The sequence below is a fragment of the Streptomyces sp. NPDC048295 genome (genome assembly GCF_040652135.1).
Classification (GTDB): domain Bacteria; phylum Actinomycetota; class Actinomycetes; order Streptomycetales; family Streptomycetaceae; genus Streptomyces.
On the sequence record NZ_JBEZLL010000007.1, the window covers coordinates 136,592 to 162,500 of the forward strand.

The following is a 25,909-nucleotide window of genomic DNA, read 5'->3' on the forward strand; positions in this document are numbered from 1 at the left end:
GGCCATGCTGCCCCAAGCGCGCTGGTTAGACTCGCTGACATGTCTGGCCAGTCGCTGCTCGCACCCGGGGAGATCACTCCCATCCGTTCCGTGCCCGGAAGGATCCGCCGCCCCGAATACGTGGGCAAGCCGGGCCCCACCCCGTACACCGGTCCGGAGATCCAGGACACCGACACCGTCGAGCGCATGCGCGTCGCGGGCCGGATCGCCGCGCAGGCGATGGCGGAGGCCGCGAAGCACATCGCCCCGGGCGTCACGACGGACGAACTCGACCGGGTCGCCCATGAGTTCATGTGCGACCACGGCGCGTACCCCTCGACGCTCGGCTACCGCGGCTTCCCCAAGTCGCTCTGCACCTCGCTCAACGAGGTGATCTGCCACGGCATCCCGGACTCCACGGTGCTGCGCGACGGCGACATCGTGAACCTCGACGTCACGGCGTACATCGACGGTGTGCACGGCGACAACAACGCCACGTATCTCTGCGGAGACGTGGACGAGGAGTCCCGGCTGCTGGTGGAGCGCACCCGGGAGTCGCTGAACCGGGCCATCAAGGCGGTCCGGCCGGGGCGGCAGATCAATGTGATCGGGCGGGTCATCGAGTCGTACGCCAAGCGCTTCGGCTACGGCGTGGTGCGGGACTTCACCGGGCACGGGATCAGTTCCTCGTTCCACTCCGGCCTGATCATCCCGCACTACGACAGCCCGCACGCGACCACCGTGATGCAGCCCGGAATGACGTTCACCATCGAGCCGATGCTGACGCTGGGCAGCCATGACTACGACATGTGGGACGACGGCTGGACCGTGGTCACGAAGGACCGCAAGCGCACCGCGCAATTCGAGCACACGCTGGTGGTGACGGAGACGGGTGCCGAGATCCTGACGCTCCCGTAACCCCCACCCGGACAGTTCCTCCCCGGAAGCGGCCGCCCCCACGGGCGGCCGTTTTCGCGTGCCCGGCCGCTTCTCCGCGCCCCTCTTCCCACGTGCCCGGCGCGGAGGCGGGACGAGGCGTATCGTTTTTACCGACAGAGCGTCGGGAAGATATTGACTTAGGTAAGCCTAAGTAGGAAGATCGGAGTTGTCGACAGCAATCGCCGCGATACGCGGTCGCTGCCGATATTTCTGTCTTTTCCAGGACTTTCCGTCCCCTCGGTCCCCGGAGGCCCGCCTTGGACGCAACCGCCGCCACCACGCCCTTCTCGACGCTCATCCGCACCGCGTCGCACGAGCAGCACACCGAGGCGGAGACCTCGACCTTCATGAGCGACCTGCTGGGCGGGCGGCTCGGAGTGGACGCGTACACGCGCTACACCGAGCAGCTGTGGTTCGTGTACCGGGCACTGGAGGACGGCGCGCAGGCGCTGCACGGCGATCCGGTCGCCGGTCCCTTCATCCGGCCCGAGCTGATGCGCACCGCCGAGCTGGAGCGCGACCTGGCCCATCTGCGGGGCGCCGACTGGCGCGAGGGCCTGGAGCCGCTCCCCGCCACCGCCGCGTACGCCGACCGGGTCGCCGAATGCGCCCGCAGCTGGCCCGCCGGCTATGTCGCGCACCACTACACCCGCTACCTCGGCGACCTCTCCGGCGGCCAGATCATCCGCGACCGGGCGGAGCGGGCCTGGGGCTTCGCGCGCAAGGGCGACGGGGTCCGGTTCTACGTCTTCGAGGAGATATCCAACCCCGCCTCGTTCAAGCGGGACTACCGCGAGCTGCTGGACGCGGTGGACGCGGACGACCTGGAGAAGCAGCGGATCGTCGACGAGTGCAAGCGCGCGTTCGCACTGAACACCGCGGTGTTCCGGGAGCTGGGCGAGGTGTTCCCGCTCAGCGCGTAGTGTCCGCGGCCCGGTTCAGTACCGGGCCCGGCCCGCGGCGAGTGCCACGCGGCCCCCGATCTCCACCGCGCCGTCGGGTGCGGGAGCGGTGAGGATCTGGGAGCCGCGTCCCTGCGTGATGTTGAGGGCGCGCCCCAGTTCCGCGCTGAGCAGCAGTGCCGCCGCGCCCGTCGCCTCGTCCTCCACGATGTTGTCGTCGCGCCGGGGGAAGGCGCGCGCCCTGACCCGGCCGGCCGACTCGTCCTCCCAGGCCCATACGTACAGCCAGCCCTCCCCCGGCGGCGGCCCGGTGAGCGCCTCGACCTCGGCGGCCGAGCCGTACCGCTCCAGCGTGCGCGGGGGCGCCCACTCGGGACGGGCGGTGATCCAGCTGAACTCGCCGTCCTGGCGGGCGAAGACCTCCCCGACCGGAAGCTCCAGGATCTCCAGGTCGAGCAGCCAGGCCGCCCCGACGAGCGGATGCCCGGCGAACGGGAGGCGCAGCCCCGGGGTGTAGATGTCGACGTGTCCGCGCTCGGGGTCGTCGACGAACACCGTCTCGCTGAAGCCCAGCCTGCGGGCCAACTCCTGCCGGGAGGCCCGGTCCGGGTACGTACGCCCGTCACGCACCACGCCGAGGGCGTTGCCGTGCCGGCCGTCGGGGCCGCAGAACACGCGCAGTACGTCGATGCCTGCGGGTACGTCGAAGTCGCTGTCGCTCACACGCGCATTCAAGCACCGCCCGGACGGCGGCCGTTCGGCCGGTCCGTCCGGGTGGTGGCGTCGTGGGACGCGGACGGGTCAGGCGGTACGGCGGCGGCGGGCCACGGCCACGGCTCCGGCGCCGGCCGCCACGATCACGCCCGAGGCGGCGAACAGGACGCCGGCCGGGAGGTCGGAGCCGGTGGCGGCGAGGGAACCCGCGCCGCCGACCGAACCGCCGACGGAACCGCCCGCCGAACCACCGACGGAGCCGCCGCCCACGCCGGCGCCACCGGTGGCCGTGGAGCCGCCCGCCTCGCCGGAACCGCCCGGGCCGCCCGGGAGTTCGGCGTCCTTGTCGAGGGCGACCGCGACGGTCAGCGCGTCGAGCTGCTCACCGGCCCGGTACATGCCGCCGAACGCCTTGGTTCCGTCGGCGGTGAGGGTCGCCGGGACGGCCGAGAGGTTCACCACGCCGTTCCTGGCGGCGAGCTGCCCCTTGGCCGGCTTCAGGTCCGCGAGGGCCAGGCCGGTGTACGTGGAGACCTTCTTGGTCTTGCGGTCCTTGGTGGAGACGTCCGCGATCAGGGTGCCCTTCGTGCCGTTCACCTGGATCTCCATGCCGGTCAGGGAGAGATCGAGGGTGTACGCCCCGTCCTCCTCGTGGCCCAGGAAGCGGACCTTGCCGTGGAATTCGGCGTTCAGGGTCTGCTTCGCGGCGTCGAAGCGGCCGGTCGCGTCGGGGAACCGGTAGCCGTCGCCGGACGCGGTGGCACCGGCCGTCGTCTCGACCTTGCCCTGGGCGATCGGGCCCGTGACGTACGAGCGGAAGGACTTCTTGACGCCCCAGTCCAGGGTGCCGTCGACGATCTCGCCCGGGGTGGCGGCCGGCTTGCCGGTGGCCGTGGCCGAGGGGGACGGGGACGCGGGCGTGGTGGGCTTCGTGCCGGGTTCGGTGGACGGGTTGCCGGTGGGCTCCGTGGACGGCGTGCCGGTCGGTTCGGTGCCGGGCTCCTCGGTGGGGTCGGTGGTCGGGGGCGTGACCGCCTTCACGGAGAGGGTGGCCGGGTCGAGCGCGTCGCCCTCCTTGTACTGGCCGTTGAAGGCCTCGGAGCCGTCCTTGGTCAGCGTCGCCGGAATGTCCTTGAAGACCATCGCACCGCCCTCGCCCTGGCCCGGCCGCACCGCCGAGAGGTCGAGGGAGGCGAACTTCACGTCGTCGCGGGTGCCCTGCGGGGTCGTCACATCGACGGTGATCGCGCCGCCGGTGCCGCTCGTGGCGAGCTTCACGTCGGAGAGGGTGATGTCGAGGACGCCGCCGTGGGCGTAGAAGTTGACGCCGCCGCCGAAGGCGGTGTCGGTGCCGTGCGTGGCCGTGTCGTACGTGCCCTTGCCGCCGGAGAAGGTGAACACTCCGTTGTCGGGCGCCTGGACGGCACCGTCCTCGACCGTGATCTTCCCGCCGGAGAACGACGAGGCGAGGTACTTGCGGAAGGACTCCTTGACGCCCCATTCCAGCGTGCCGTCCTTCAGCTCCAGCTTCGGCGCCGCGGCTCTCGTGCCGGCGGCGGTGCTGTCGGCGGCGAGTGCCGGAAGGGCGAACACGGTGGCGCCGAGAGCGGCCGCGGTGGCGACTGCGGCGGTGAGTGCTATGGGGCGGCGGGTGGCTGCCATGGTCGTTGGTCTCCTCATGAACAGGGGGTGAAACGGGGGGACGGGGGTCTAGTCGTTGTTCTGCGGGGTACGGCGGCGCCGGGCGAGGTACAGCGCGCCCGCCGCGACGGCGAGGACGCCCGCGCCGCCGAGGACCGGGTACAGGGCACTGCCGGAGCCGGCCGCCGCCGCGGGGGTGGCGCCCGCCGTGGCCGGCGCGGACGCGGTGGCCGACGGCTCCGACGACGGGCCGGGGACGCTGCCCAGGTCGGGCAGGGCGGGGAGTTCGGCCCCGGCCTCGACGGCGACGGCCAGCGAGACCGGGTCCATCGCGGTGCCCGCCCGGTAGAGCGAGCCGAACGCCTCGGCGCCGGCGGCGGTGAGGGTGGCGGGGGCTTCGGTGAGGACGGCCAGGCCGTTCTTCGGTGCGAGGTCCTTCGCGGTGAAGGTGACGAGCGGGACGGCCCTGCGCCGGTCGCCGTCGCTGTGGACGTCGGCCAGGAGCGTGCCCTTGCCCGCCTTCACCCGGACCGCGACGCCCGACAGTTCCAGATCGAGCCCGTCGGCACCGGTGAACCGGACGCTGCCCGCGAAGCCGGCGTCCAGGGTCTTCTTCACCGGGTCGTACGTGCCCTTGCCGCGTGGGAAGCGGAAGAGCGCTCCGCCGTCCTGGGCACCGCCGGCGAGGGTCCACTTCCCCTTGCCGATGGAGCCGGTGACGTATTCGCGGAAGGTCCGGCGGACGCCCCAGTCGACGGCGGCGTCCTCGAAGCGCCCGGCGGCCGCCGCGGTCTTCTTCGACTGCGGCTTCTTCCCGGGGGACTTGGAGGCGGCCGGCTTCCCGGCCGGGGCGGAGGTGTCCACGGAGAGGCTGACCGGGTCGAGCGGGGTGCCGGCCGTGTAGTAGCCGGCGAAGGCCTTCGCGCCCTGCGGGGTCAGCGTCGCCGGGATGTTGCGCAGGGCGACGGGGGTGGTACCGCCCCGCATGTCGATCCCGGACAGGCCGAGCGTAGCGAGCGGCACCTGGGCGGCCGAGGTCACCCGGCCGCTCCCCCGGTCCTTGCTGACCATGTCGGCGTACAGGGTGCCGCTGCCGCCCGCGATGCGGACGGTGGGGCGGCTGATGGTGAGGTCCAGTTCGTGGCTGCCGTCGGACTTGCGGTGGCCGAGGAAGTGGACCCCGCCGCTGAAGCCAGAGGCGAAGGCGCCGGTCGCCGGGTCGTAGGAACCGGTGGCGGAGTGGAAGCGGAACTGGCTGCCGCCGACCGTGGCGGCGCCGCCGGTCAGGCTCCAACTCCCGTTCGCGATCGGCCCGGTGACATAGCTCTGGAAGGAGGACTTGATGCCCCAGTCCAGCCTGCCGCCCTGCACCGTACGGCCCGCGGCCTGCGCGGCGGTGGCCGGGAGCAGGGCTCCCAGCACCGCCGTGAGGAGCGCGACGGCGAGTGCGCGGGCAGGTCTGGACGGCAGCATGGAACCCCTCCGAGGTCTGGAAACTGAGGTAAGGCTAACCTAAGGCGTGCAGGTCTTGTGGAGGACCCCCCTTCCGCCACATCGCTCGCGAACCATGACCAACTGCCCACGCTGAACGACAGGACGGTGCCCCAGTGCGCTTCTCGCAGGACTTCGCCCCACCGGACCAGGGCGGCCGGCTGCCGGGGCGCGGGCGGGCCGGGACCCGTGGACCGCTCGGCGCCCTGACGGCCGCTCTCGCGCTGGCGCTCGTCCTGACGGGCTGCGGCGGCGGTACGGAGGCGAAGGCTCCCGCCGCCGCGGCCGAGGCCGCCGCCGACCGGATCGAGCCCCTCGCCACCGCGCCGGAGCCCGAACTGCCCGTCACCGTGAAGTCGGCGGACGGCGCCGAGGTCACCGTCGCCTCGACGGACCGGATCGTTCCGCTGACCGGCGGTCTGAGCGAGATCGTCTTCACGCTCGGCCTCGGCAAGCAGGTCGTGGCCCGCGACATCACCGCCACCTTCGAACAGGCGGCGGAACTCCCCGTGGTGACCCGGGCCCATGACGTCTCGGCGGAGAGCGTGCTGTCGCTGAAGCCGACCGTCGTGCTCGCCGAGACCACGACCGGCCCGGCGGAGGCCATCGACCAGATCCGGGATGCCGGCATCCCGCTCGTCGTCGTCGCACCGGCCCGGCAGCTCTCCGACGTCGGCCGCAGGATCGGCACCGTGGCAGCGGCCCTGGGCGTGCCGGACTCGGGCACCGAACTGAAGGCGCGCACCCGGTCACGTATCGACGCCGTACGCGAGTCCGTGCCCGCCCCGGCGGACGGGCACGAGAAGCCCCGGGTCGCCTTCCTCTATCTGCGCGGATCGGCCTCGGTGTATCTGCTGGGCGGCCGGGAGTCCGGCGCGAGTTCGCTCCTCGAAGCAGCGGGCGCCGTCGACGCGGGCAAGGCGTCCGGGCTGAAGAAGGACTTCACCGCCATCACCAGCGAGGCGCTCGCCAAGGCCGCCCCCGACGCCATCCTGGTGATGAGCAAGGGGCTCGAATCGGTGGGCGGCGTCGACGGGCTGGTGAAGATCCCGGGCGTCGCCGAGACCCCGGCCGGGATGGACCGGCGGATCGTCTCCGTCGACGACGGGGTGCTGCTGAACTACGGACCGCGCACGGACCGGGTGCTGGCCGAACTGATCGCCCAGCTCTACCCCGGGGACGGGGCGGACAAGTGACCGCCATCTCCCCGGAACGCGACCGGGCCGGCGCCGGCCCGGTGCCGGCGCCGCCGAGGCCCCGGCGCTTCTCCTCGTCCTTCGCGCTGACCGCCGGGCTGCTCGCCGCCCTGCTGGTGTGCTGTCTGCTCTCCGCCGGGCTCGGCGCGTACAGCATCCCGCTCGGCGACGTCCTCGCCTCCGTCCAGCACCGGCTCGGCCTCGGCGGGGCCGCGCTGGACCGGGTCGGCGAGAGCGTGCTGTGGAACGTACGGCTGCCGAGGGTCGTCCTCGCGCTGCTGGTCGGGGCGTCGCTGGGCTGCGCGGGCGCCCTGATGCAGGGGGTGTTCGGCAATCCGCTCGCCGAGCCCGGGGTGATCGGGATCTCCTCCGGCGCCGCGGTCGGCGCGGTCGCCTCGATCGCGCTCGGGCTCAACTTCCTCGGCAACTGGACCGTCACCGTCTGCGCGTTCGCCGCCGGGCTCGCGACCGTGCTGCTGGTGTACGCGCTGTCGCGGTCGGGCGGCCGGACCGAGGTGGTGACACTGATCCTCACCGGGATCGCGGTCAACGCCTTCGCGGGCGCGCTGATCGGGCTGTTCATCTTCTTCGCGGACAACGCGCAGATCTCGCAGATCACCTTCTGGCAGCTGGGCTCGCTGGCCCAGGCGACCTGGCCCAAGGTACTCGCGGTGCTGCCGTGCGCGGTGCTCGGGCTGCTCGTCGCGCCGTTCCACGCCCGGAAGCTGGACCTGCTCGCGCTCGGCGAGCGCCCCGCCCGGCATCTGGGGGTCGATGTCGAACGGCTCCGGGTCGTGCTGGTGCTCGTCGTGGCGCTGCTGACCGCCGCCGCGGTGGCGGTCGCCGGGATCATCTCGTTCGTGGGGCTGCTGGTGCCGCATCTGCTGCGGATGGCGAACGGTCCCGGCCACCGCTTCCTCGTCCCCGGCAGTGCGCTCGGCGGCGCCCTGGTCCTGGTGGTGGGCGATCTCGCGGCCCGGACCGTCGCCGACCCCGCCGAGCTGCCGCTCGGCGTGCTGACCGCGCTCTTCGGCAGCCCGTTCTTCTTCTGGCTGCTGCGCAGGACCCGTCGTAGGCAAGGTGGTTGGGCATGAGGTCCCTGAAGAATCCGTTCCGGGTACGCGTACGGCGCCTGCTGCCCGCTCCCGCCGCCCCCGGCTCCCCCGTCGCCGAGGCGCGCGGGCTGCGGATGCTGCGGGGGCAGCGGCCGGTGCTCGACTCCATCGATCTGACCGCGCACGCGGGCGAGGTGCTGGCCCTGGTGGGTCCCAACGGGGCGGGCAAGTCGACCCTGTTGGCGGCGCTCGCCGCCGATCTGCCCGCGGCCGGCGGCGGGATCCGGATCGACGGGCGCCCGGCCGGCGACTGGTCGGCCGCCGAACTGGCGCTGCGCCGGTCCGTGCTGCCGCAGTCCGCCCCCCTGTCGTTCCCGTTCCCGGTGGAGGACGTCGTACGGATGGGGCGGGCGCCGTGGGCCGGTACGGAGCGGGCGGACGAGGACGATCCCGCGGTCGCCACGGCGATGGCTGCGACCGAGGTCACCGGATTCGCCGCGCGCCCCTTCTCCGCCCTGTCCGGCGGGGAGCGGGCCCGGGTCGCGCTGGCCAGGGTGCTGGCGCAGCGCGCCCCGCTGCTGCTGCTCGACGAGCCGACGGCCGCACTCGATCTGCGCCACCAGGAACTGGTGCTGCGGATCTGCCGGGAGCGGGCCTCCGCCGGGGACGCGGTCGTCGTGGTGCTGCACGATCTGGGTCTCGCGGCGGCGTACGCGGACCGGGTGGCCGTGCTGCACGACGGGCGGATCGCGGTGGCGGGGCCGCCCGCCGAGGTGTTCACCGGCGAGCTGCTCGGCGAGGTCTACCGGCAGCCGGTCGAGGTGTTCCCGCATCCGCGGACCGGGGTGCCGCTCGTCATGCCGGAACGAAGGGCTTGACCATCGCTTGACCATTTGGTGGGGCACCCATGGGTTGCCCGTGATCACCCCGTTCCCGGGCGTCCGGGATGAGAGCTGAATCACTGCACGGGTGGGTATTGCTGAGGTAAGCCTCGGTTAAGTTAGGTCCGCCTCACCTGTCTTTGTCCGATCTTCACCCGCTTCTCCTTCGTCCTCATGTGGAGCCCGTATGCGAGCCGTTCGTTTCTCCGTCGTCACCGCTGCCGCCACGGTGGCCGCCCTGACCGCCGTCACGGGCTGCGCAGAGAAGAGCGACGGCAAGGGCGACGGTGCCGTGCAGGTCGTCGCGAAGGACGACTCCTGCGAGGTGTCGAAGAAGAAGCTCCCGGCCGGTCACATCGAACTGGCCGTGCAGAACAAGGGCTCCAAGGTCACCGAGGTCTACGTGCTCTTCCCGGACGACCGCATCGTCGCCGAGCGCGAGAACATCGGCCCCGGCACCAAGGCCACCATCACGGCCGAGATCAAGGCCGGTTCGTACGAGGTCGCCTGCAAGCCCGGCATGAAGGGCCACGGCATCCGGCAGAAGCTGGAGATCACCGGCGCCAACGCGGCCAAGCGCAGCCCCGAGATGGACAAGGCCGTCGCGGAGTACCGCACCTACGTCCAGGCCCAGGCCGACGAGACGCTGCCGAAGGCCAAGAAGTTCACGGACGCGGTCGCCGCCGGTGACATCGAGGCCGCCAAGAAGATCTACGCCGACTCCCGCCTCGGCTGGGAGCGCACCGAGCCGGTCGCCGAGTCCTTCGGCGACATCGACCCGAAGGTCGACATCCGCGAGGACGGCCTGGAGGACGGCCAGAAGTGGACCGGCTGGCACCGCCTGGAGAAGGCGCTGTGGCAGGACAAGAAGCTGGGCGCCGAGGAGAAGGCCCTCGCCCCGGCGCTCTACAAGGACCTGCTCGACTGGCAGAAGCGGGTCGGCACGGCGGAGATCACGCCGACCTCGATGGCCAACGGCGCCAAGGAGCTCCTCGACGAGGTCGCCACCGGCAAGGTCACCGGTGAGGAGGAGCGCTACAGCCACACCGACCTGGTCGACTTCAAGGGCAATGTCGAGGGCGCCGAGAAGTCCTACGAGCTGCTGAAGCCGATCGCCTCGAAGAACGACGCGGCGCTGACCGCCACCCTGGACAAGCGGTTCGCGGAGCTGAACACGCTGCTGGACAAGTACCGCAAGGACAAGGGCTCCTACGAGTTCACCTCGTACGAGAAGGTCGGCAAGGCGGACCGCAAGGAGCTGTCGGACGCGGTCAACGCGCTGGCCGAGCCGCTGTCCCGGCTCGCCGCCGCGGTGACGAAGTAACGGGCGGGAGGGCTTCGGTCATGTCCGATCAGACACAGGCCGGCGAGACTTCGCAGGAGAGCGCCGGTTCCGCCCCGTCCCGCCGGGCCCTGCTCGGCTGGGGCGGCGCGGGGCTCGCGCTGGGCGCCGTCGCGGCCGGCGGCGCGGCCGCCGCGGTGCGCACGGGCAGCGACCCGGTGCCGGCCGCGGACAGCGGAGCGGCCGTGCCGTTCCACGGTGCGCACCAGGCCGGGATCGCCACCGCCGTACAGGACAGGCTGCACTTCGCCGCGTTCGACGTGACGACGAAGGACCGCGGTGAGCTGATCGCGCTGCTCAAGGAGTGGACGCGGGCGGCGGAGCGGATGACGGCCGGTCACGCGGTCGGCGACGGGGCGTACGGCGGTCTCGCCGAGGCCCCGCCGGACGACACCGGCGAGGCGCTGGGGCTGAAGCCGTCCCGGCTCACCCTGACCATCGGCTTCGGGCCCTCGCTCTTCGCCAAGGGCCGGTTCGGCCTGGAGGACAAGCGGCCCGAGGCGCTCGTCGATCTGCCGAAGTTCCCCGGCGACAACCTCGACGCGGCCCGCAGCGGCGGCGATCTCTGCGTCCAGGCGTGTGCGGACGACCCGCAGGTCGCGGTGCACGCCATCCGCAACCTGGCCAGGATCGGCATGGGCCGTACCGCGATCCGCTGGTCCCAGCTGGGCTTCGGCAAGACGTCCTCGACGACGCCGGACGCCCAGACCCCGCGCAACATGATGGGCTTCAAGGACGGCACCCGGAACATCTCCGGCACCGACACCGCCGCCCTGGACAAGCATGTGTGGGTCGGCGGGAAGGACGGCGCGGGCTGGATGACCGGGGGTTCGTACCTGGTGGCCCGCCGCATCCGGATGCACATCGAGACCTGGGACCGCGCCCCGCTCCAGGAGCAGGAGGACGTCTTCGGCCGCGACAAGGGCGAGGGCGCCCCGGTCGGCAAGTCCAAGGAGCGCGACGAGCCGTTCCTGAAGGCGATGCTGCCCACCGCGCACGTCCGCCTCGCCCACCCGGACAGCAACGGCGGTGCGACGATCCTGCGCCGCGGCTACTCCTTCACCGACGGCACGGACGGCCTCGGCCGGCTCGACGCCGGGCTGTTCTTCATCGCCTACCAGCGCGACGTCCGCAAGGCGTTCATCCCGCTCCAGCGGCGCCTGGCGGCGCACGACGCGCTCAACGAGTACATCCAGCACGTGGGTTCGGCGCACTTCGCCGTCCCGCCGGGCGTCCGCGACAAGGACGACTGGTGGGGCCGGGCACTGTTCTCGTAACGGGCCGAAGCGGAAAAGGAGAACGAGACATGTTCAGCAACTTCCTGATCGGCCTGCGTGAGGGCCTTGAGGCCAGCCTGGTCGTCTGCATCCTCATCGCCTATCTGGTGAAGACCGGCAACAAGAACAAACTGGTGCCGATCTGGACCGGCGTCGGGATCGCGATCGTCGTCAGCCTGGCGTTCGGCGCCGGGCTCGAATTCGGTTCGCAGGAGATGACGTTCAAGGCCCAGGAGGCGCTTGGCGGTTCGCTGTCGATCGTCTCCGTCGGCCTGGTCACCTGGATGGTCTTCTGGATGCGGCGCACCGCGCGGCACCTGAAGACGGAGCTGCACGGCAAGCTCGACGCGGCGCTCGCGATGGGCACCGGCGCACTGGTCGCCACGGCGCTCCTGGCGGTGGGCCGGGAGGGCCTGGAGACCTCGCTGTTCGTGTGGCGCGCGGTGCACGCGGCGGACGACGGCTGGCACCCGATGATCGGCGCGCTGCTCGGCATCGCCTCCGCCGTCGTGCTGGGCTGGCTGTTCTACCGGGGCGCCCTGAAGATCAACCTGTCGAAGTTCTTCACCTGGACCGGCGGCATGCTGGTGGTCGTCGCCGCGGGCGTGCTCGCGTACGGCGTCCACGACCTCCAGGAAGCGGAGTTCATCGGCGGTCTCCACAACCAGGCGTTCGACATCAGCGCCACGATTCCGCCGGACAGCTGGTACGGAACGCTGCTGAAGGGCACGTTCAACTTCCAGCCCGACCCGACCGTTCTCCAGATCACGGTGTGGGCGCTGTATCTGATCCCCACCCTCGCACTGTTCCTCGCCCCGGTAGGGTTCGGACGGTCAGTGGGGGCGACGGATCGGAAGGCGCGGAAAGCAGCGGATGAGAAGCCTGAGGCCGGTTCGGCTGATGACGGGGCTCGCGACGGCGACGGTGCTGTCCATGACGGCGAGCGGCTGCGTGACGGTGCACGGCGAGCTGGAAGTGGTGCCGGGGGCAACCAGGTCTGAGGCCGCGAAGGCCCTGGCCGACTTCACCGCCGCGTACAACGCGGCGGACAAGGCCTACGACCCGGCCCTGGACGCGGACCGGGTCACCGGCTCGCTCGGCGCGATCAACCAGGCCGGGCTGAAGGCACGGCAGAAGAGCCATCCGGACGGCAACCCGGCCCACTCGCCGCTGGAGCTGACCGACGCCGAATTCGTCATCCCGAAGAAGGCCGGCTGGCCGCGGTGGTTCCTCGCGGACACCGACTCCAACCGCGACCAGGACAGCGGGAAGCTGGACACCCGCTGGCTGGTCGTCTTCGTCAAGTCCGGGCCCGACGCCGGGTGGAAGGCCTCCTACCTCTCGGTCGTCGCGCCCTCACAGATGCCCGCCCTCGCGAAGGACGGCGACGGCACGGCCAGGCCGGTGGCCGTCGACAGCACGGAACTGGCCGTGGCCCCGGAGGACTTGAGCACCCAGTACACGCAGTACCTGCAGAAGGGCACCCCGGACGTCTTCGCCCCCGGCTCCACCACCTCGGGCTGGCGGGAGGCGCGCCGGACCACCCGGCGGGCGGGGTTCTCGTACCAGTACATCGACCAGCCGCTGGACAGCGGTTCGTTCGGCCCGCTCGGCCTGGAGACGGAGGACGGCGGGGCGCTGGTCTTCTTCAGCAGCAAGCACTTCGAGCGGCAGACCGCGGCGAAGGGGCTGCGCCCGTCGGTCGACCAGGACGTGGAGGCGCTGCTGACCGGTGAGGTGCGGTCCACCCTCACCAAGGAGCGGATCTCCAGCGAGATGGTGTACGTCCCGAAGAAGGGCTCGGCGAAGGACGGCGGCAAGGTGGTCGTGCTGAACCGGCTGCCGGGGCTGACGGCGGCGAAGGGCTCGTGACGGAACCGGGGCCGCCCCGCGTGCGGGGAACGGCCCCGGTCATGATCCGCCGGCCCAGGGCCTCTTGTTCGGACCGTGCCGGGCTCGCGGGGCCCGGTGCGCACGCTCGCCGCGTCGTCGTCACCCGCCAGGGCTCCGCCCCGACAGGTCCCGCTCCCTGATCCGGCCCGATCCGGACGAAAACCTCAACGGCTCAGCGGCCAGGCCACCGAGTCGTGGTCGAGATCGCTCTGGTCCGCCTCGTCCGCGTACTGCGCGCACGCGTCGGTGAGCGTCTCCAGCAGGGTCAGGGGGTCGGGCAGCGGGTTCTCCGGCCCGCGCACCCACCGCACGTCCAGTTCGCCGGGGAGCCGGGCCGGCGGCAGCAGCACATAGCTGCCGCGGCAGTGCCACCGCAGGCCCGGATGCTCGTCCATGGTCTCGGGGTGGCAGTCGAGCTCGCACGGCCACCACTCGTCCTCGTCCTCGGGCGTGCCCCGGGTGGCGGTGAAGAAGAGCATCCGGTCGTCGCCGGACCGGGCGACCGGGCCGACGTCGACACCGGCGGCGAGGAGCCGTTCCAGTGCCTGGGTGCCCGCGGACAGCGGCACGTCGAGCACGTCGTGGATCATGCCGGTCGCGGTGATGAAGTTGGCCTGCGGCTGGCTGCGGGCCCAGCGCTCGATCTGGGCCCGGTCGGTGGTGGACTGCGTCTGCCAGGCGAAGGAGATCGGGTGCCGGGCGGGGGTGGGACAGCCGATGCGTTCGCACGAACATCGGTATCCGATCGGATGCGCGGCCGGGGCGATCGGCATTCCGGCCTCGGCGACGGCCAGGAGCAGCGCCTCCCGGGCGGTGTCGTCGACCTCGCTCTGGTGCGGTTTGGGTCGGCGGCGAAGCCATTGGGAAAATTTGCTCTCTGAGCCGCGATAACGGCCGAAATCGGCGCCCATCTATCCCCTTACCTCAGCGTTGCCTCCACCCATGGTCCCACCATCCTGCGCCTCGGGTGGCCGGAGTCCGGAAGCGGGGTACGGGCGACGATGCCGTGAGCTGGGCACTATGCCATTTCTTGTCATGAAATGACGGGTGCGTCTCAGGGGGCCAGCCCGCGCAGGGCGTGGTCGACGATCGCATCCGCGTACTCATGGGTGAGCGGGAGGGTACGCAGCAGCCAGCGGTGGGTGAGCGGTCCGACGAGGAGCTCCGTGGCGATCCGCGGGTCGACGCCGGCGCGGACCCGGCCCGCCTCCTGGGCGGCGCGCAGCCGCGCCACGTACAGCTGGAGCCCGGGTTCCAGCAGCTTCTGGACGAATTCGGCGCCGAGCTCCGGGTCGACGATCCCCTCGGCGGCGAGCGCCCTGGTCGGCCCCTCGAAGGCGGGGTCGTTCAGCTCGTCGACGGTGGCCCGCAGGACGGCCTTGAGGTCGGCCGCGAGATCGCCGGTGTCCAGGATCCCCTGCGCCCCGTCCGCGCCGTTCTGCTCGGCGGCGCGCTCACCGAGGCCCACGAAGGCCTCCAGGAGGACGGCCGCCTTGGAGGGCCACCAGCGGTAGATCGTCTGCTTGCCGACACCGGCCCGCGCGGCGATGGCCTCGATGGTGGTCCTGGGGTAGCCCACCTCCGCGACCAGGGCGAGCGCCGCGTCGTGGATCGCGCGGCGCGAGCGCTCGCTGCGGCGGCTGGCGTCGGGCGACCGGTTCTCTGCCATGCCGGCCAATCTAGCAGCGGGACGAGGCGATACGTATCGTCTCCCGGTCGCGCGGAACCACCCGATCGGATCACTGCGCGCGGGCTCCGCAGAGCGGACCATGGGCTCACGCACACACCCGTGCGATGTCCCGGCAGGCAACCCCTGCCTTTCGTGAGGAGCCTTCGTTGCCTCGTGAAGCCACACCCCGCCGCTACCTGATGTGCGCGCCCACGCACTTCAGGGTGACGTACTCCATCAACCCCTGGATGGACCCCAGCAAGCCCGTTGACCTCCCCCTGGCCCAGACCCAGTGGGAGGACCTGCGCGACCGGTACCGCGCCCTCGGGCACACCGTGGAGCTGATCGCCCCCCGCCCCGAGCTGCCCGACATGGTGTTCGCCGCCAACGGCGCCACCGTCATCGACGGCCGGGTGCTGGGGGCCCGCTTCGCGTACCGGGAGCGGTACGAGGAGGCCGGGGCCCATCGTGACTGGTTCCGGGCGAACGGCTTCACCGAGATCCATGAACCGGACCATGTCAACGAGGGCGAGGGCGACTTCGCGGTGACCGCCTCCTACGTCCTGGCCGGGCGGGGCTTCCGGTCCAGTCCGCTCTCGCACGGCGAGGCGCAGGAGTTCTTCGGGCGGCCGGTGATCGGGCTCGATCTGGTCGACCCGCGCTACTACCACCTGGACACGGCGCTGTCGGTGCTCGACGACGCGGGCGACGAGATCATGTACTACCCGGGCGCCTTCTCGCCGGGCAGCCGGTCGGTGCTGGCCCGGCTCTTCCCCGGTGCGCTGATCGCCGAGGAGGCGGACGCCGCGGCGCTCGGTCTGAACGCGGTGAGCGACGGCCTCCACGTCCTGCTGCCGCAGGCCGCGACGGGGCTCTTCGACCCGCTGCGGGCGCGGGGCTTCGCACCGGTGCCGATGGACCTGGGCGAGCTGCTCAAGGGCGGCGGCAGTGTGAAGTGCTGCACGCAGGAGCTGCGGGGGTGAGCGGACCGGCCGCCCTCGGGGCCTGCCGGGCGGCCGCCCTCGGGGCCTGCCGGGCGGTCGCCCGACAGGCCTTCAGGCGTTCTCGCCGGGCGGCCACTCGTCGCCCCACGCGACGTCCCGGGCGGCCCGGTACAGCTCGCCGTGCCGCTTGGTGACCGTGGCCCGCCGCAGGGCCTCGTCGCGGGTGCACAGGTCCAGCAGCACCAGCCCCTTGCGGATCTGCGGCTTGCGGGTGACCCGTGCCGAGACGGGCTCCGTCGCGAAGCGGGTCGCCACGACATAGCTGAACTTCTCGTCCTCGTACGGCAGCGAGCCGCCCTTGACCTTCCGGTGCAGCGAGGAGCGGCTGACCCGGGCCGAGAAGTGGCACCAGTCCGTGCCCGGCTCGATCGGGCAGGCCTCGCTGTGCGGGCAGGGCGCGGCGACCCGCAGCCCGGCGGCGATCAGCCGGTCGCGGGCCTCGATGATCCGGGCGTAGCCGTCGGGGGTGCCGGGTTCGACGACCACGACCGCCTGCGCCGCGGCCGCGGCGGTGTCGACGAGGGCGGCGCGGACGTCCGCCGTCAGTTCCTTGAGCACGTAGGAGACGGTGATCAGGTCGGTGGGGGCGAGTTCCTGGCCCGCGCCGATCCGGGCCCGGCGCCACTCGGCGGCGCGCAGGGCGGGGCTGCCGGAGAGCTCCGCCAGTTCACGGCCGAGGGCGAGTGCGGGCTCGGCCCAGTCCAGCACGGTGGTGCGCGGCCCCTCCCAGGTCCCCGCCACGGCCCAGCTCGCCGCTCCGGTGCCGCCGCCGATGTCGGTGTGCGTGACGGGCGCCCAGTCCGGGGCGGCCTCCTGGAGCGCGGCGAGGGCGGCCCGTACCGCTTCGAAGGTGGCCGGCATGCGGTACGCGGCGTACGCGGCGACGTCGGAGCGGTCGCGGAGCACCGGTGCGTCGGTCGGGGTGGTCCCGCGGTAGTTGGCGATGAGCCGGTCGACGGCCTGGGCGGCCTGCTTGGGCGGCAGCCCGTCGAGCAGTCCGGCCAGCGCCGCGCGCAGGTCTTCCGCGGTGGGGAGGGTGGCGTTCACCGACGAATTGTAGGCAAAGGCGGACCACCTGCTTCCGCCCCGGCTTCGGCACCGAACCGCAACCCGTCCGAACTGCCCCGGCACCTGCGCAAGTTGCTACGCTGACCGCCGCGAGGTCGGGATCGCCCATCGAGGGAAACCATGAGACAGAAGATCGTGCGCCTGGTTCTGGTCGGCGGAGTGCTCGTGCTTGTCATGCTTCTTCTGCTCGCCACCTGCGGCAGCGGTGAGAAGCACAAGGACGAGCCCGAGAAGCAGACCGGAAAGAACCCGACCCGGGTGACTCAGCTCACCGTTCCCTCCGCGTACGCGACGGAGCACGGCTGGGAGCTCATCGGGACCTCGCCCGACTATGCGATCTCCCGGACGACGGGCCGTCTCGCCTATCTGGTGCGGGAGTCGGAGACCAAGTACCAGCTGCGGACCATCGACGCCAAGACGGGGCGGGAGGGCTGGCACGGCGAGAGCTGGCGCCCCCCGTCCCCGCACCAGTTCCCCAAGCTCCTCCAGGTCACCGTCGACGACCACGAGTACTTCGTGACGTGGGCGTACGGGAAGGTCGGCGAGAACGCGCTGACCCCCGCCGACACGATCGTCTCGCTGGACGTCTACGACGTGGAGGACGGCTCCCGGCGGCGCGTCGAGGTGCCGTGGAACTCCGTGCCCACGGTCTCGACGACCGGCCCCGGCATCCTCATCAGCGACGGCCGGACGAACAGCGCGGTGGTCGACCCGGTGACCGGCCGGGTGTCGAAGGTCGAGGCCTCCACGCTCAAGTACCCGAAGAACTGCAAGACCTGCAAGCAGCTCACCGAGGTGCGCGGGCTGACGCAGAAGGGCCTGCTGGTCAGCGGGTCCAAGGAGTTCTGGGTGCAGGGCGGCTGGTTCAGCCGCGATGTCGCTCCCAAGGGCACGGACAGGCTCAGCGGGATCCCGACGTCGGTGATCCCGGGGCTGATCCTGGCGAAGTGGCAGCTCGCGAAGAACGCCAAGCGCGCCACCACCCACGACATGTGGGCGGTGCAGGACGCGGAGACGGGCAAGACCCTGGCTTCGGTGGAGTGCAGCAAGCCCGCGATAAAGCCGGGCCAGTACCCGCAGCTGGTCTCCGCGCCCTCGGGCTCCTACCTGGTGGCCGGGCCGCTCGCCTTCGACCTGGCCACGAAGCGGGGCTTCTGCTTCGAGGGCGCGGACGGCACGAAGCCGCTGACCCTGGCCTCCGTGAACGACGAGGGCACCGCGTACGGCGCGGCGAGCGCCCGTAACGCGGCGGACGTCCTGGCCGGCGGCGGTGCTCCGGTCGCGGTCGCCGTCAGAAGCGGTTCGACGGGCGCCCTGCCCTCGAACGTCCGGGTTCCGGGCATGGAGACCGCCGACGGTGTGGGCCTGTTCCGCTGGACGGACGAGAAGGACCGCCCGCACCTGATCGGCTACCCGAGGTCGTCGTAGCGGCGCGGGCCCGGAGCGGGGCGTCGGGGAAACCCGTTCGCCCCGCTCCGGGCCCCGCTGTTACAAGAGGGGCATGGGAATCTGGACCGACGCCTTCATCGCGCCTCCCGAGCCGGCTCTCCTGCGGCCGGAGGCGTTCGGCCGTCTCGTGGTCGAGCTGGCGCGTGAGCGTGTGGTCCGGACGCCGTGGGCGCTCGTCGCGGGGAAGCTCTGCGTCAACGCCTGCCTGAACTGGGGCAGCGTCAGCGGGCAGGCCCGCTGGGACCGGCCCCCCGTCGGCACGTCGCTGCGGACCGAGGAGCGCCCCGAAGACCTGCGGGACGACGATCCGCCGCCCTGGGGGGATTCCCACGAGGAGGCCCGGCTGCTCGCCTCCGGGGACGCGGTCCTGGACGTACTGCCGGCGCTGCGGGCCGCCCCGTACGGCGACGAGGACGTCGCCGTGGTCTTCGACCGCATGGACTTCGGCAACCGGGCGGTCAAGGACTACTTCCGGTTCGAGGACCACCGCACGATGCTGGTCTGCTTCGCCCTGGCGCGCCCGCAGCACCGGCCCCTGTACGCCAACGACTGCGACGAACCCGGCGGGCCGACGCATCCGGTGCAGACCTGTGTGGTCCACACCTTCAAACACGCGCTGGGCAACCTCGGCCTGGAGGGCGGCCCGGTACCGGCGCTCGCCTCCGTCACCTCCGGCTGCTTCGGACCGGACCAGGTCAGCGGCAAGACCCGGGGCTGAACCCGTCCGGCTCGCCCCGCCCGGCGTCACGGGGCCCGCGTCACGCCGTCCGCCGCCAGGGCCGGCACAGGCCGAGGAAGCAGGCCATCGCGCCGACCGCGCAGACCAGCTGGACGACGGCCATCGGGACGGCCGTGTCCTCGCCCGCGATCCCGACGAGGGGCGAGGCGATGGCGCCGATCAGGAAGGACGAGGTGCCGAGCAGCGCGGAGGCGGAGCCGGCGGCGTGCTTCGTGCGCATCAGTGCCTGCGCGTTCGTGTTCGGCATCGCCATGCCCATCGCCGACATCAGCACGAACAGCCCGGCGGCGACCGGGGCCAGGCCCACCTCGCCGAAGACGCCGGTCGTCATCAGCAGCAGCGCGAGCGCGGCGAGCGTGATGACACAGAGCCCGAAGGCGAGCGCCTTGTCCAGGCTGACCCGGCCGACCAGCACCTTGCCGTTGATCTGGCCGACGACGATCATGCCGACCGAGTTGAGGCCGAAGAGCAGGCTGAACGTCTGCGGCGATGCCCCGTAGATCTCCTGCACGACGAACGGCGAGGCGCTCACGTACGAGAAGAGGGTGGCGAAGGCGAGGCTGCCCGCGATCATGTAGCCGGTGAAGACCCGGTCGGCGAGCAGTCCGCGCATGGTGCGCAGCGCGTCGCCGAGGCCGCCGGTGTGCCGGTCCTGCGGGGGCAGGGTCTCGCCCAGCCACTTCCAGACGACGAGGGTGAGCACCAGACCGACGACGGTGAGGACGGCGAAGATTCCGCGCCAGTCGGTGAACCGCAGCACCTGGCCGCCGATCAGCGGGGCGACGATCGGCGCGACACCGGAGATGAGCATCAGGGTGGAGAAGAACCTGGCCATCTCCACGCCGTCGTACATGTCGCGCACCACGGCACGGGCGATGACGATGCCCGCCGCACCGGCCAGGCCCTGGAGCAGACGGAAGCCGATGAGGAGCCCGGTGGTGGGCGCGAAGACGCACATCGCGGTGGCGACGACGTAGATCATCATGCCGATGAGCAGCGGCCTGCGCCTCCCCCACCGGTCGCTCAGCGGTCCGACGACGACCTGTCCGAGCGCCAGGCCGGTCAGGCATGCGGTGAGGGTGAGCTGCACGGTGGCGGCGGGCGTGTGCAGGGACTCGGTGACCGCGGGCAGGGCGGGGAGGTACATGTCCATGGAGAGCGGCGGAACCGCGGTGAGGCCGCCGAGGACGAGGGTGACGAGAAGTCCGGTGCGCCGGACCGCCGGGGCGGCCGGTGCTCGGGGTGGGGTGCCGGTGGTTCCGGGCTCCGTGGCCCCGGTTCCGGCGGTCGGTATGTGTGTGCGTTCCTGCTGGGCCCGGCTTGCGCCGCTCTCCGGCATTCTCATCTCCATGTCGTTGAATCCGCATCTATGCTCTCAGCTCAGCCGGACTGGTCGAGACCTCTTGGGGAGCAGGCATGACAGGCATGAGCGGCACTGTGCGGTGGGGTGTGCTGGCGACCGGCGGTATCGCCGCGGCGTTCACCGAGGATCTCCGGTCGATGCCGGACATGGAAGTGGTGGCCGTCGCATCTCGGACAGAGGCCTCGGCCCGGGCGTTCGCCGAACGGTTCGGGATACCCCGGGCGTACGGCAACTGGGCCGCTCTCGCCGCCGACGACGAGGTCGATGTGGTGTACGTCGCGACGCCGCACTCGGCGCACCGGGAGGCGGCGGCGCTCTGTCTGGAGGCCGGGAAGCACGTGCTGTGCGAGAAGGCGTTCACGCTCAACGCGCGGGAGGCGGACGAGCTGGTGAAGCTCGCCCGGGACCGGGGCCTCTTCCTGATGGAGGCGATGTGGACGTACTGCAACCCGGTGATCCGGCGCATGACGGAGCTGGTGCGGGACGGCGCCATCGGCGAGATCCGCACCGTGCAGGCCGACTTCGGGCTCGCGGGCCCCTTCGGCCCCGGACACCGGCTGCGCGACCGGGCGCTGGGCGGCGGCGCGCTGCTGGACCTCGGGGTCTATCCGGTGTCGTTCGCGCAACTGCTGCTGGGTGAGCCGGACCGGGTGCAGGCCGACGCGGTGCTCTCCCCCGAGGGCGTCGACCTGCACACGGCGATGCTGCTGGGCTGGTCGGAGGCGGGCGCCTCGGCGCTGCTGAACTGCTCGATCGTCGCGGACACCCCGCAGACCGCGGCGGTCACGGGCTCCAAGGGCCGGATCGAGTTCCCGCGCGGCTTCTTCTACCCGGAGCGGTTCGTGCTGCACCGGCCCGGCCACGAGCCCGAGGAGTTCACCGCCGGAACCGCCGGAACGGCCGGAACCGGCGGCGGCGCACTGCACGGCCTGCAGTTCGAGCAGGCCGAGGTGGCGCGGGCGCTGCGGGCGGGCGAGACGGAGTCGCCGCTGGTGCCGCTGGACGGCTCGCTCGCCGTGATGCGGACGCTCGACGCGGTACGGGACCGCATCGGCGTCCACTACCCGGCGGACGGCCTCACGCGGGGGTGAGGCCCTGGTTCCCGACCTCGGTGACGAACGACGCGGCCGTCGCCAGGGGCGCGCCGGGCCTGGTGACGGCGGACACCGTGCGGTAGTCGGCGCGCGCCCGCTCCCGGCCCAGCGTGACGACGGCGTATCCGCGCCGGCCGTTGAAGAACTTCATGTGCGGGTTGGCCCGCATCTGGTTGTTCCAGCTGCCGGGCTTGTCCGAGCCGTCCTTGCCGCTGGTGATGGAGGTGGCGACGATCTCCGTGCCGACGGTGCGGGAGGCGGGGTCGTCGAAGTCCTTCTTCAGGTCGAAGCCGTAGCCGACGTGCACATCGCCGGTCAGCACCATCAGGTTGTCGACCCCGGCGGCCTCGGCGCCCTTCAGGATGCGGGCGCGGGAGGCGGGGTAGCCGTCCCACGCGTCCATGGACAGCTTGAAGGCGTCGGTGGGCACGTCGCGCCGCTGGGCGAAGGTGACCTGCTGCGGCACGACGTTCCAGGTGGCCCGCGAGGTGCGCCAGCCGTCGATCAGCCAGCGCTCCTGGGTGGCGCCGGTCATGGTGCGCGACGGGTCCTGGGACTCCGGTCCGGGCGTCTGCCAGCCGTCGCCGTACGCCTGGTCGCTGCGGTACTGGCGGGTGTCGAGGATGTCGAACTGGGCGAGCCGGCCGAAGTGCAGGCGCCGGTAGAGCCTCATGTCCGGGCCGGTGGGGCGCTGCGGGGCGCGCAGCGGCTGGTTCTCCCAGTACGCGCGGTACGCGGCGGCGCGGCGCAGCAGGAACTCCTGCGGCGGGACGTCGTTCTCCGGGATCTCGCCCGCGTAGTTGTTCTCGGTCTCGTGGTCGTCCCAGGTGACGACGAAGGGGTGCGCGGCGTGGGCGGCGCGCAGATCGGGGTCGGACTTGTAGAGGGCGTACCGCAGCCGGTAGTCCTCCAGCGTGACCGTCTCCCGGTTGAAGTGGGCGGGGAGTCTGCGGTCGGTGTAGCCGCGGGCGCCGCCGGTCGCGTCGACGGCGTACTCGTAGAGGTAGTCGCCGAGGTGGAAGACGACGTCGACGTCCTCCTGGGCGAGGTGCTTGTACGCGGTGAAGTAGCCGTCGTGGTACGCCTGGCAGGAGACGGCGGCCAGGCTCAGCGAGCTGTTGCGGGCGCCGCGGGCGGGTGCGGTGCGGGTCCGGCCGACGGGGCTGGTCCAGCTTCCGGCGCGGAAGCGGTAGTAGAGGACCCGGTCGGCTTCGAGGCCCTTGACCTCGGCGCGGACGCTGTGGTCGAACTCCGGGTGGGCGGTGACCGATCCGCGCCGTACGACGCGGGAGAAGCGCTCGTCGCGGGCGAGTTCCCAGCGCACCTGCACCCGGGCCCGGGGCAGTCCGCCGCCGGGCTCGTAGGGGCGCGGTGCGAGTCTCGTCCACAGCAGGACCGAGTCGGGAAGCGGGTCGCCGGAGGCGACGCCGAGGGTGAACGGGTCGTCGCCGATCTTCTTCGCGTCCAGCTCGGCGGCGCTCGCGGTGCCCGCGGCGGGCAGGTTGACCGAGAAGGCGAGCGCGGCGGCGGCGCCGGTGACGGTGAGGAAACGGCGCCGCCCGATCTGCTTGGCGGCGTCGCGCATCTCCTGCTGGTGCGATGAGTCTGTCATCTGACCCTCCCCTGGCTGGTGGTGTACGGGCAGTTCACCGGCTCAGCACATCGAGCGGCTGTCGTGTTCGCGTCGCTGGGGCGTCGCGTGGATGAGAAATGCGGCAGCAATGGGTTCGCGGGGACAAAGCGCGCATCCACGACGGGGCAATGATCATCTTCTGCGGCCGGCCGGGGCGCGAACGCGCCGCCCCGCACGCCGCCTTGACCCCCATGTGGCCTCACGCGCACCCCGGCGGGGAAGGGCGTACGCTGCGGCCCCATGAGCAACAAAGTGTTGAATTCCGCCGCGAAGACGGCGGTCGTGACGGGCGCGGGCTCCGGGATCGGCCGCGCGGTGGCGCTCGCCCTGACCGGCGCCGGCTGGTCGGTGGCGCTCGCGGGCCGGCGCCCGGAACCGCTCGCCGAGACCGCCTCGCTGGCCGGGGAGCACGCCCGGGTGATCACCGTCCCCGCCGATGTGTCCCGCCCCGACGACGTGACCGCGTTGTTCTCCTCGGTACGGGAGTGCTTCGGCCGCCTCGACCTGCTCTTCAACAACGCCGGTACGTTCGGCCCGCGTTCCGTCCCGGTGGAGGAACTCCCGGTGGCGGAGTGGCGCTCGGTGGTGGATGTGAACGTGACGGGCGCGTTCCTGTGCGCGCAGGCGGCGTACCGGCTGATGAAGGACCAGGACCCGCAGGGCGGCCGGATCATCAACAACGGCTCGATCTCCGCCCACGCGCCGCGCCCCCACTCGGTCGCCTACACCACGACCAAGCACGCGATGACGGGACTGACGAAGTCCCTCTCGCTGGACGGGCGTCCGTACCGGATCGCCTGCGGGCAGATCGACATCGGCAACGCGGCCACGGACATGACCGAGCAGATGCGGACCGGCATCCTCCAGGCCAATGGCGAACTCGCGGCCGAGCCGGTGATGGCGGCGGCGGACGTGGCCCGGACGGTGCTCCACATGGCGGAGCTGCCGCTGGAGGCGAACATGCAGTTCGCGACGGTCCTGGCGACGGCGATGCCGTACGTGGGACGCGGCTGACGGGGCGCGGCAGGACGGACGTCGCGACGAGCACCCCGGCGCGGGCGGTCACCCCCGCGTGCCGGGGCGCGGCGCGCTGCCCCTATGCTGACGCTCCTTCACCGGAACTCCACAGAAGGAACACGGCATGCGCATACGCATCGCGGCTCCCCTCGCCCTGGCAGCGGCCACCGCCCTGGCCGGGCCGCTGCTCGTCGCGGCCCCCGCCTCGGCCGCCCCGCACCAGGGCGGGCTGCACCTCGGCAGGATCCAGTACGACAGCCCCGGCAAGGACACCCGGAGCAACTCGTCCCTGAACGCCGAGTGGGTGGACATCCACAACAACAGCAAGTCGAAGCTCCAGCTCAAGGGCTACAAGCTCAAGGACAACACCGGCTACACATACACCTTCGGCAGCTACACGATCGGCGCCGGAAAGACCGTCAAGGTCCACACCGGCCGGGGCAGGAACGCTTCGGGCAACGTGTACTGGAACCGCGGCTCGTACGTCTGGAACAACACCGGCGACAAGGCCCGGCTGATCAAGCCCAACGGCAAGCTCCAGGACTCCTGCTCCTGGACGAAGTCGGACAAGGGCACCAAGAACTGCCACTGAGCCGGGCGGCCGCGGCCCGGACGGACCCTGGGGGGAATGCCCCGGGCCGCGGCAGGGTTGACCTGCGGCATGAGCCAGATCCCAGATATCGAGGTCCTGCGGTACACGGCGTTCTCCACCGACCCGGAGGGCGGCAATCCGGCCGGGGTCGTCCTCGACGCGTCCGGTCTCGACGACGCCGCCATGCTCGCCGTCGCGGCGGAGCTGGGCTACAGCGAGTCGGCGTTCCTGACCGGGCGGGGAGAGCCGGGCGGCGCGGGGGCACCGGATGCCCGGGAGTACACCGTGCGCTACTTCAGCCCGAAGGCCGAGGTCCCGTTCTGCGGTCACGCCACCGTCGCCACGGCCCTGGCGCTCGCCGAGCGCGACGGCCCCGGAGACCTGGTGTTCGGCACGCGCGCGGGCACGGTCCCGGTCACCGTCACCCGGGAGGGCGGCGAACTGCGCGCCACGCTCACCAGCGTCGAGCCGGACGTCCTGGACATCGCCCCCGAGGACCTGGCGGAGGCGCTCGCCGCCCTGGACTGGCCGGCCGCCGACCTCGACCCGGCCCTGCCGCCCCGGATCGCCTTCGCGGGCGCCCGCCATCTGGTGGTGGCCGCCGCGACCCGGGAGCGCCTGGCCGACCTCCGGTACGACTTCGCGCGCCTCGAAGCCCTCATGCAGCGACTGGACCTGACGACCCTTCAGCTGGTGTGGCGGGCGGCGCCGGACGTCTTCCACGTCCGCGACCCGTTCCCGGTCGGAGGTGTCGTGGAGGACCCCGCCACCGGCGCGGCGGCGGCCGCCTTCGGCGCCTATCTGCGCGCCGGGGGCCTCGTCCCCGACACCGCGGTCCTCACCCTCCACCAGGGCGAGGACATGGGCCGCCCCGGCACCCTCACGGTCGAACTGCGGGCGGACGACGCCCGGGTGCGGGTGAGCGGGACCGGAACCCGCATCGGGGGCTGACGGACCCTGGCAGGCTGGGG

The 25,909-nt window shown here is 72.0% G+C and carries 24 protein-coding genes; 16 read left to right on the forward strand and 8 right to left on the reverse strand.

The features are described from left to right. Nucleotides 1-39: 39 nt before the first annotated feature. Together map and AB0D53_RS12825 are read left to right on the forward strand one after the other, a co-directional pair. Nucleotides 40-897, forward strand: a complete 858-nt coding sequence (map, locus tag AB0D53_RS12820) for a type I methionyl aminopeptidase (protein ID WP_362444249.1) — start codon at nt 40-42, stop codon at nt 895-897. Between the two features lie 278 nt (nt 898-1,175). After that, nucleotides 1,176-1,841 carry a biliverdin-producing heme oxygenase gene (locus AB0D53_RS12825; protein WP_362444252.1) on the forward strand — a complete coding sequence of 222 codons (666 nt, stop codon included), beginning with the start codon at nt 1,176-1,178 and terminating at the stop codon, nt 1,839-1,841. Nucleotides 1,842-1,856: 15 nt separating this feature from the next. Here the strand turns inward: AB0D53_RS12825 and AB0D53_RS12830 are convergent, their stop codons facing one another. The 3 genes from AB0D53_RS12830 to AB0D53_RS12840 form a co-directional block, all read right to left on the reverse strand. After that, nucleotides 1,857-2,543: a PhzF family phenazine biosynthesis protein gene (locus tag AB0D53_RS12830; protein WP_362444255.1), complete on the reverse strand. Its 687-nt coding sequence runs from the start codon at nt 2,541-2,543 to the stop codon at nt 1,857-1,859. A gap of 78 nt (nt 2,544-2,621) precedes the next feature. Beyond that, entirely contained in the window at nt 2,622-4,196 is a 1,575-nt protein-coding gene (locus AB0D53_RS12835; protein ID WP_362444258.1) for an HtaA domain-containing protein, read from the reverse strand. A 48-nt stretch (nt 4,197-4,244) separates the two neighbouring features. After that, entirely contained in the window at nt 4,245-5,648 is a 1,404-nt protein-coding gene (locus tag AB0D53_RS12840) for an HtaA domain-containing protein (RefSeq protein WP_362444261.1), read from the reverse strand. A 179-nt stretch (nt 5,649-5,827) separates the two neighbouring features. Here AB0D53_RS12840 and AB0D53_RS12845 point away from each other — a divergent pair, with 179 nt between their 5' ends. The 7 genes from AB0D53_RS12845 to AB0D53_RS12875 all read left to right on the forward strand — a co-directional run bounded on the left by AB0D53_RS12845 (nt 5,828) and on the right by AB0D53_RS12875 (nt 13,289). Continuing rightward, a complete protein-coding gene (locus AB0D53_RS12845) occupies nt 5,828-6,862 on the forward strand; it encodes an ABC transporter substrate-binding protein (protein ID WP_362444816.1) in 1,035 nt (344 codons plus the stop codon). A 41-nt stretch (nt 6,863-6,903) separates the two neighbouring features. Further along, nucleotides 6,904-7,956 (forward strand): iron ABC transporter permease, encoded by a 1,053-nt coding sequence (locus AB0D53_RS12850; protein ID WP_362444819.1) that lies wholly within the window; start codon nt 6,904-6,906, stop codon nt 7,954-7,956. After that, nucleotides 7,953-8,795, forward strand: coding sequence for a heme ABC transporter ATP-binding protein (locus AB0D53_RS12855; protein WP_362444264.1), 843 nt, complete (start codon nt 7,953-7,955; stop codon nt 8,793-8,795). The genes AB0D53_RS12850 and AB0D53_RS12855 overlap by 4 nt, the downstream gene beginning before the upstream one ends. A 190-nt stretch (nt 8,796-8,985) precedes the next feature. After that, nucleotides 8,986-10,122, forward strand: coding sequence for an iron uptake system protein EfeO (gene efeO / locus AB0D53_RS12860; RefSeq protein ID WP_362444267.1), 1,137 nt, complete (start codon nt 8,986-8,988; stop codon nt 10,120-10,122). Between the two features lie 20 nt (nt 10,123-10,142). Further along, complete coding sequence (gene efeB, locus AB0D53_RS12865; protein WP_362444271.1) at nt 10,143-11,417, forward strand: iron uptake transporter deferrochelatase/peroxidase subunit; 1,275 nt, start codon at nt 10,143-10,145, stop codon at nt 11,415-11,417. A 29-nt stretch (nt 11,418-11,446) separates the two neighbouring features. Next, on the forward strand, nt 11,447-12,418 hold the full coding sequence (gene efeU / locus AB0D53_RS12870; RefSeq protein WP_329816166.1) for an iron uptake transporter permease EfeU: 972 nt from the start codon (nt 11,447-11,449) through the stop codon (nt 12,416-12,418). Then, a complete protein-coding gene (locus AB0D53_RS12875) occupies nt 12,318-13,289 on the forward strand; it encodes a hypothetical protein (protein WP_362444822.1) in 972 nt (323 codons plus the stop codon). The genes efeU and AB0D53_RS12875 overlap by 101 nt, the downstream gene beginning before the upstream one ends. Before the next feature lie 185 nt (nt 13,290-13,474). Here AB0D53_RS12875 and AB0D53_RS12880 read toward each other — a convergent pair whose 3' ends face one another. Together AB0D53_RS12880 and AB0D53_RS12885 are read right to left on the reverse strand one after the other, a co-directional pair. Further along, on the reverse strand, nt 13,475-14,221 hold the full coding sequence (locus AB0D53_RS12880) for a bifunctional DNA primase/polymerase (protein ID WP_362444274.1): 747 nt from the start codon (nt 14,219-14,221) through the stop codon (nt 13,475-13,477). Nucleotides 14,222-14,364: 143 nt separating this feature from the next. Further along, a complete protein-coding gene (locus tag AB0D53_RS12885; protein WP_362444277.1) occupies nt 14,365-14,979 on the reverse strand; it encodes a TetR/AcrR family transcriptional regulator in 615 nt (204 codons plus the stop codon). 125 nt (nt 14,980-15,104) lie between these two features. On the opposite strand from AB0D53_RS12885, the gene ddaH reads away from it, so the two are divergent. Continuing rightward, nucleotides 15,105-15,962, forward strand: coding sequence for a dimethylargininase (gene ddaH / locus AB0D53_RS12890; protein ID WP_362444280.1), 858 nt, complete (start codon nt 15,105-15,107; stop codon nt 15,960-15,962). A 72-nt stretch (nt 15,963-16,034) separates the two neighbouring features. Here ddaH and AB0D53_RS12895 read toward each other — a convergent pair whose 3' ends face one another. After that, on the reverse strand, nt 16,035-17,030 hold the full coding sequence (locus tag AB0D53_RS12895) for a small ribosomal subunit Rsm22 family protein (protein WP_362444283.1): 996 nt from the start codon (nt 17,028-17,030) through the stop codon (nt 16,035-16,037). A 141-nt stretch (nt 17,031-17,171) separates the two neighbouring features. Here AB0D53_RS12895 and AB0D53_RS12900 point away from each other — a divergent pair, with 141 nt between their 5' ends. Further along, nucleotides 17,172-18,479, forward strand: coding sequence for a hypothetical protein (locus AB0D53_RS12900; RefSeq protein WP_362444286.1), 1,308 nt, complete (start codon nt 17,172-17,174; stop codon nt 18,477-18,479). A 73-nt stretch (nt 18,480-18,552) separates the two neighbouring features. After that, a complete protein-coding gene (locus tag AB0D53_RS12905) occupies nt 18,553-19,218 on the forward strand; it encodes a hypothetical protein (RefSeq protein ID WP_362444289.1) in 666 nt (221 codons plus the stop codon). Between the two features lie 40 nt (nt 19,219-19,258). Here the strand turns inward: AB0D53_RS12905 and AB0D53_RS12910 are convergent, their stop codons facing one another. After that, nucleotides 19,259-20,578 carry a multidrug effflux MFS transporter gene (locus tag AB0D53_RS12910; protein ID WP_362444292.1) on the reverse strand — a complete coding sequence of 440 codons (1,320 nt, stop codon included), beginning with the start codon at nt 20,576-20,578 and terminating at the stop codon, nt 19,259-19,261. Nucleotides 20,579-20,664: 86 nt separating this feature from the next. On the opposite strand from AB0D53_RS12910, the gene AB0D53_RS12915 reads away from it, so the two are divergent. After that, complete coding sequence (locus AB0D53_RS12915; protein ID WP_362444295.1) at nt 20,665-21,693, forward strand: Gfo/Idh/MocA family oxidoreductase; 1,029 nt, start codon at nt 20,665-20,667, stop codon at nt 21,691-21,693. On the opposite strand, the gene AB0D53_RS12920 is transcribed toward AB0D53_RS12915, so the two are convergent. Beyond that, nucleotides 21,680-23,308 carry an alkaline phosphatase D family protein gene (locus AB0D53_RS12920; protein ID WP_362444298.1) on the reverse strand — a complete coding sequence of 543 codons (1,629 nt, stop codon included), beginning with the start codon at nt 23,306-23,308 and terminating at the stop codon, nt 21,680-21,682. The two genes, AB0D53_RS12915 and AB0D53_RS12920, sit on opposite strands and share 14 nt — an antisense overlap. A 261-nt stretch (nt 23,309-23,569) precedes the next feature. On the opposite strand from AB0D53_RS12920, the gene AB0D53_RS12925 reads away from it, so the two are divergent. From AB0D53_RS12925 to AB0D53_RS12935, 3 genes are all read left to right on the forward strand, one after another. Continuing rightward, entirely contained in the window at nt 23,570-24,343 is a 774-nt protein-coding gene (locus AB0D53_RS12925; RefSeq protein ID WP_362444301.1) for an SDR family oxidoreductase, read from the forward strand. A gap of 127 nt (nt 24,344-24,470) precedes the next feature. Next, entirely contained in the window at nt 24,471-24,938 is a 468-nt protein-coding gene (locus AB0D53_RS12930) for a lamin tail domain-containing protein (RefSeq protein WP_362444304.1), read from the forward strand. Nucleotides 24,939-25,007: 69 nt separating this feature from the next. After that, the gene (locus AB0D53_RS12935; RefSeq protein ID WP_362444307.1) at nt 25,008-25,889 is read left to right on the forward strand and encodes a PhzF family phenazine biosynthesis isomerase; all 882 of its coding nucleotides are present in this window, start codon (nt 25,008-25,010) and stop codon (nt 25,887-25,889) included. Nucleotides 25,890-25,909: the final 20 nt, after the last annotated feature.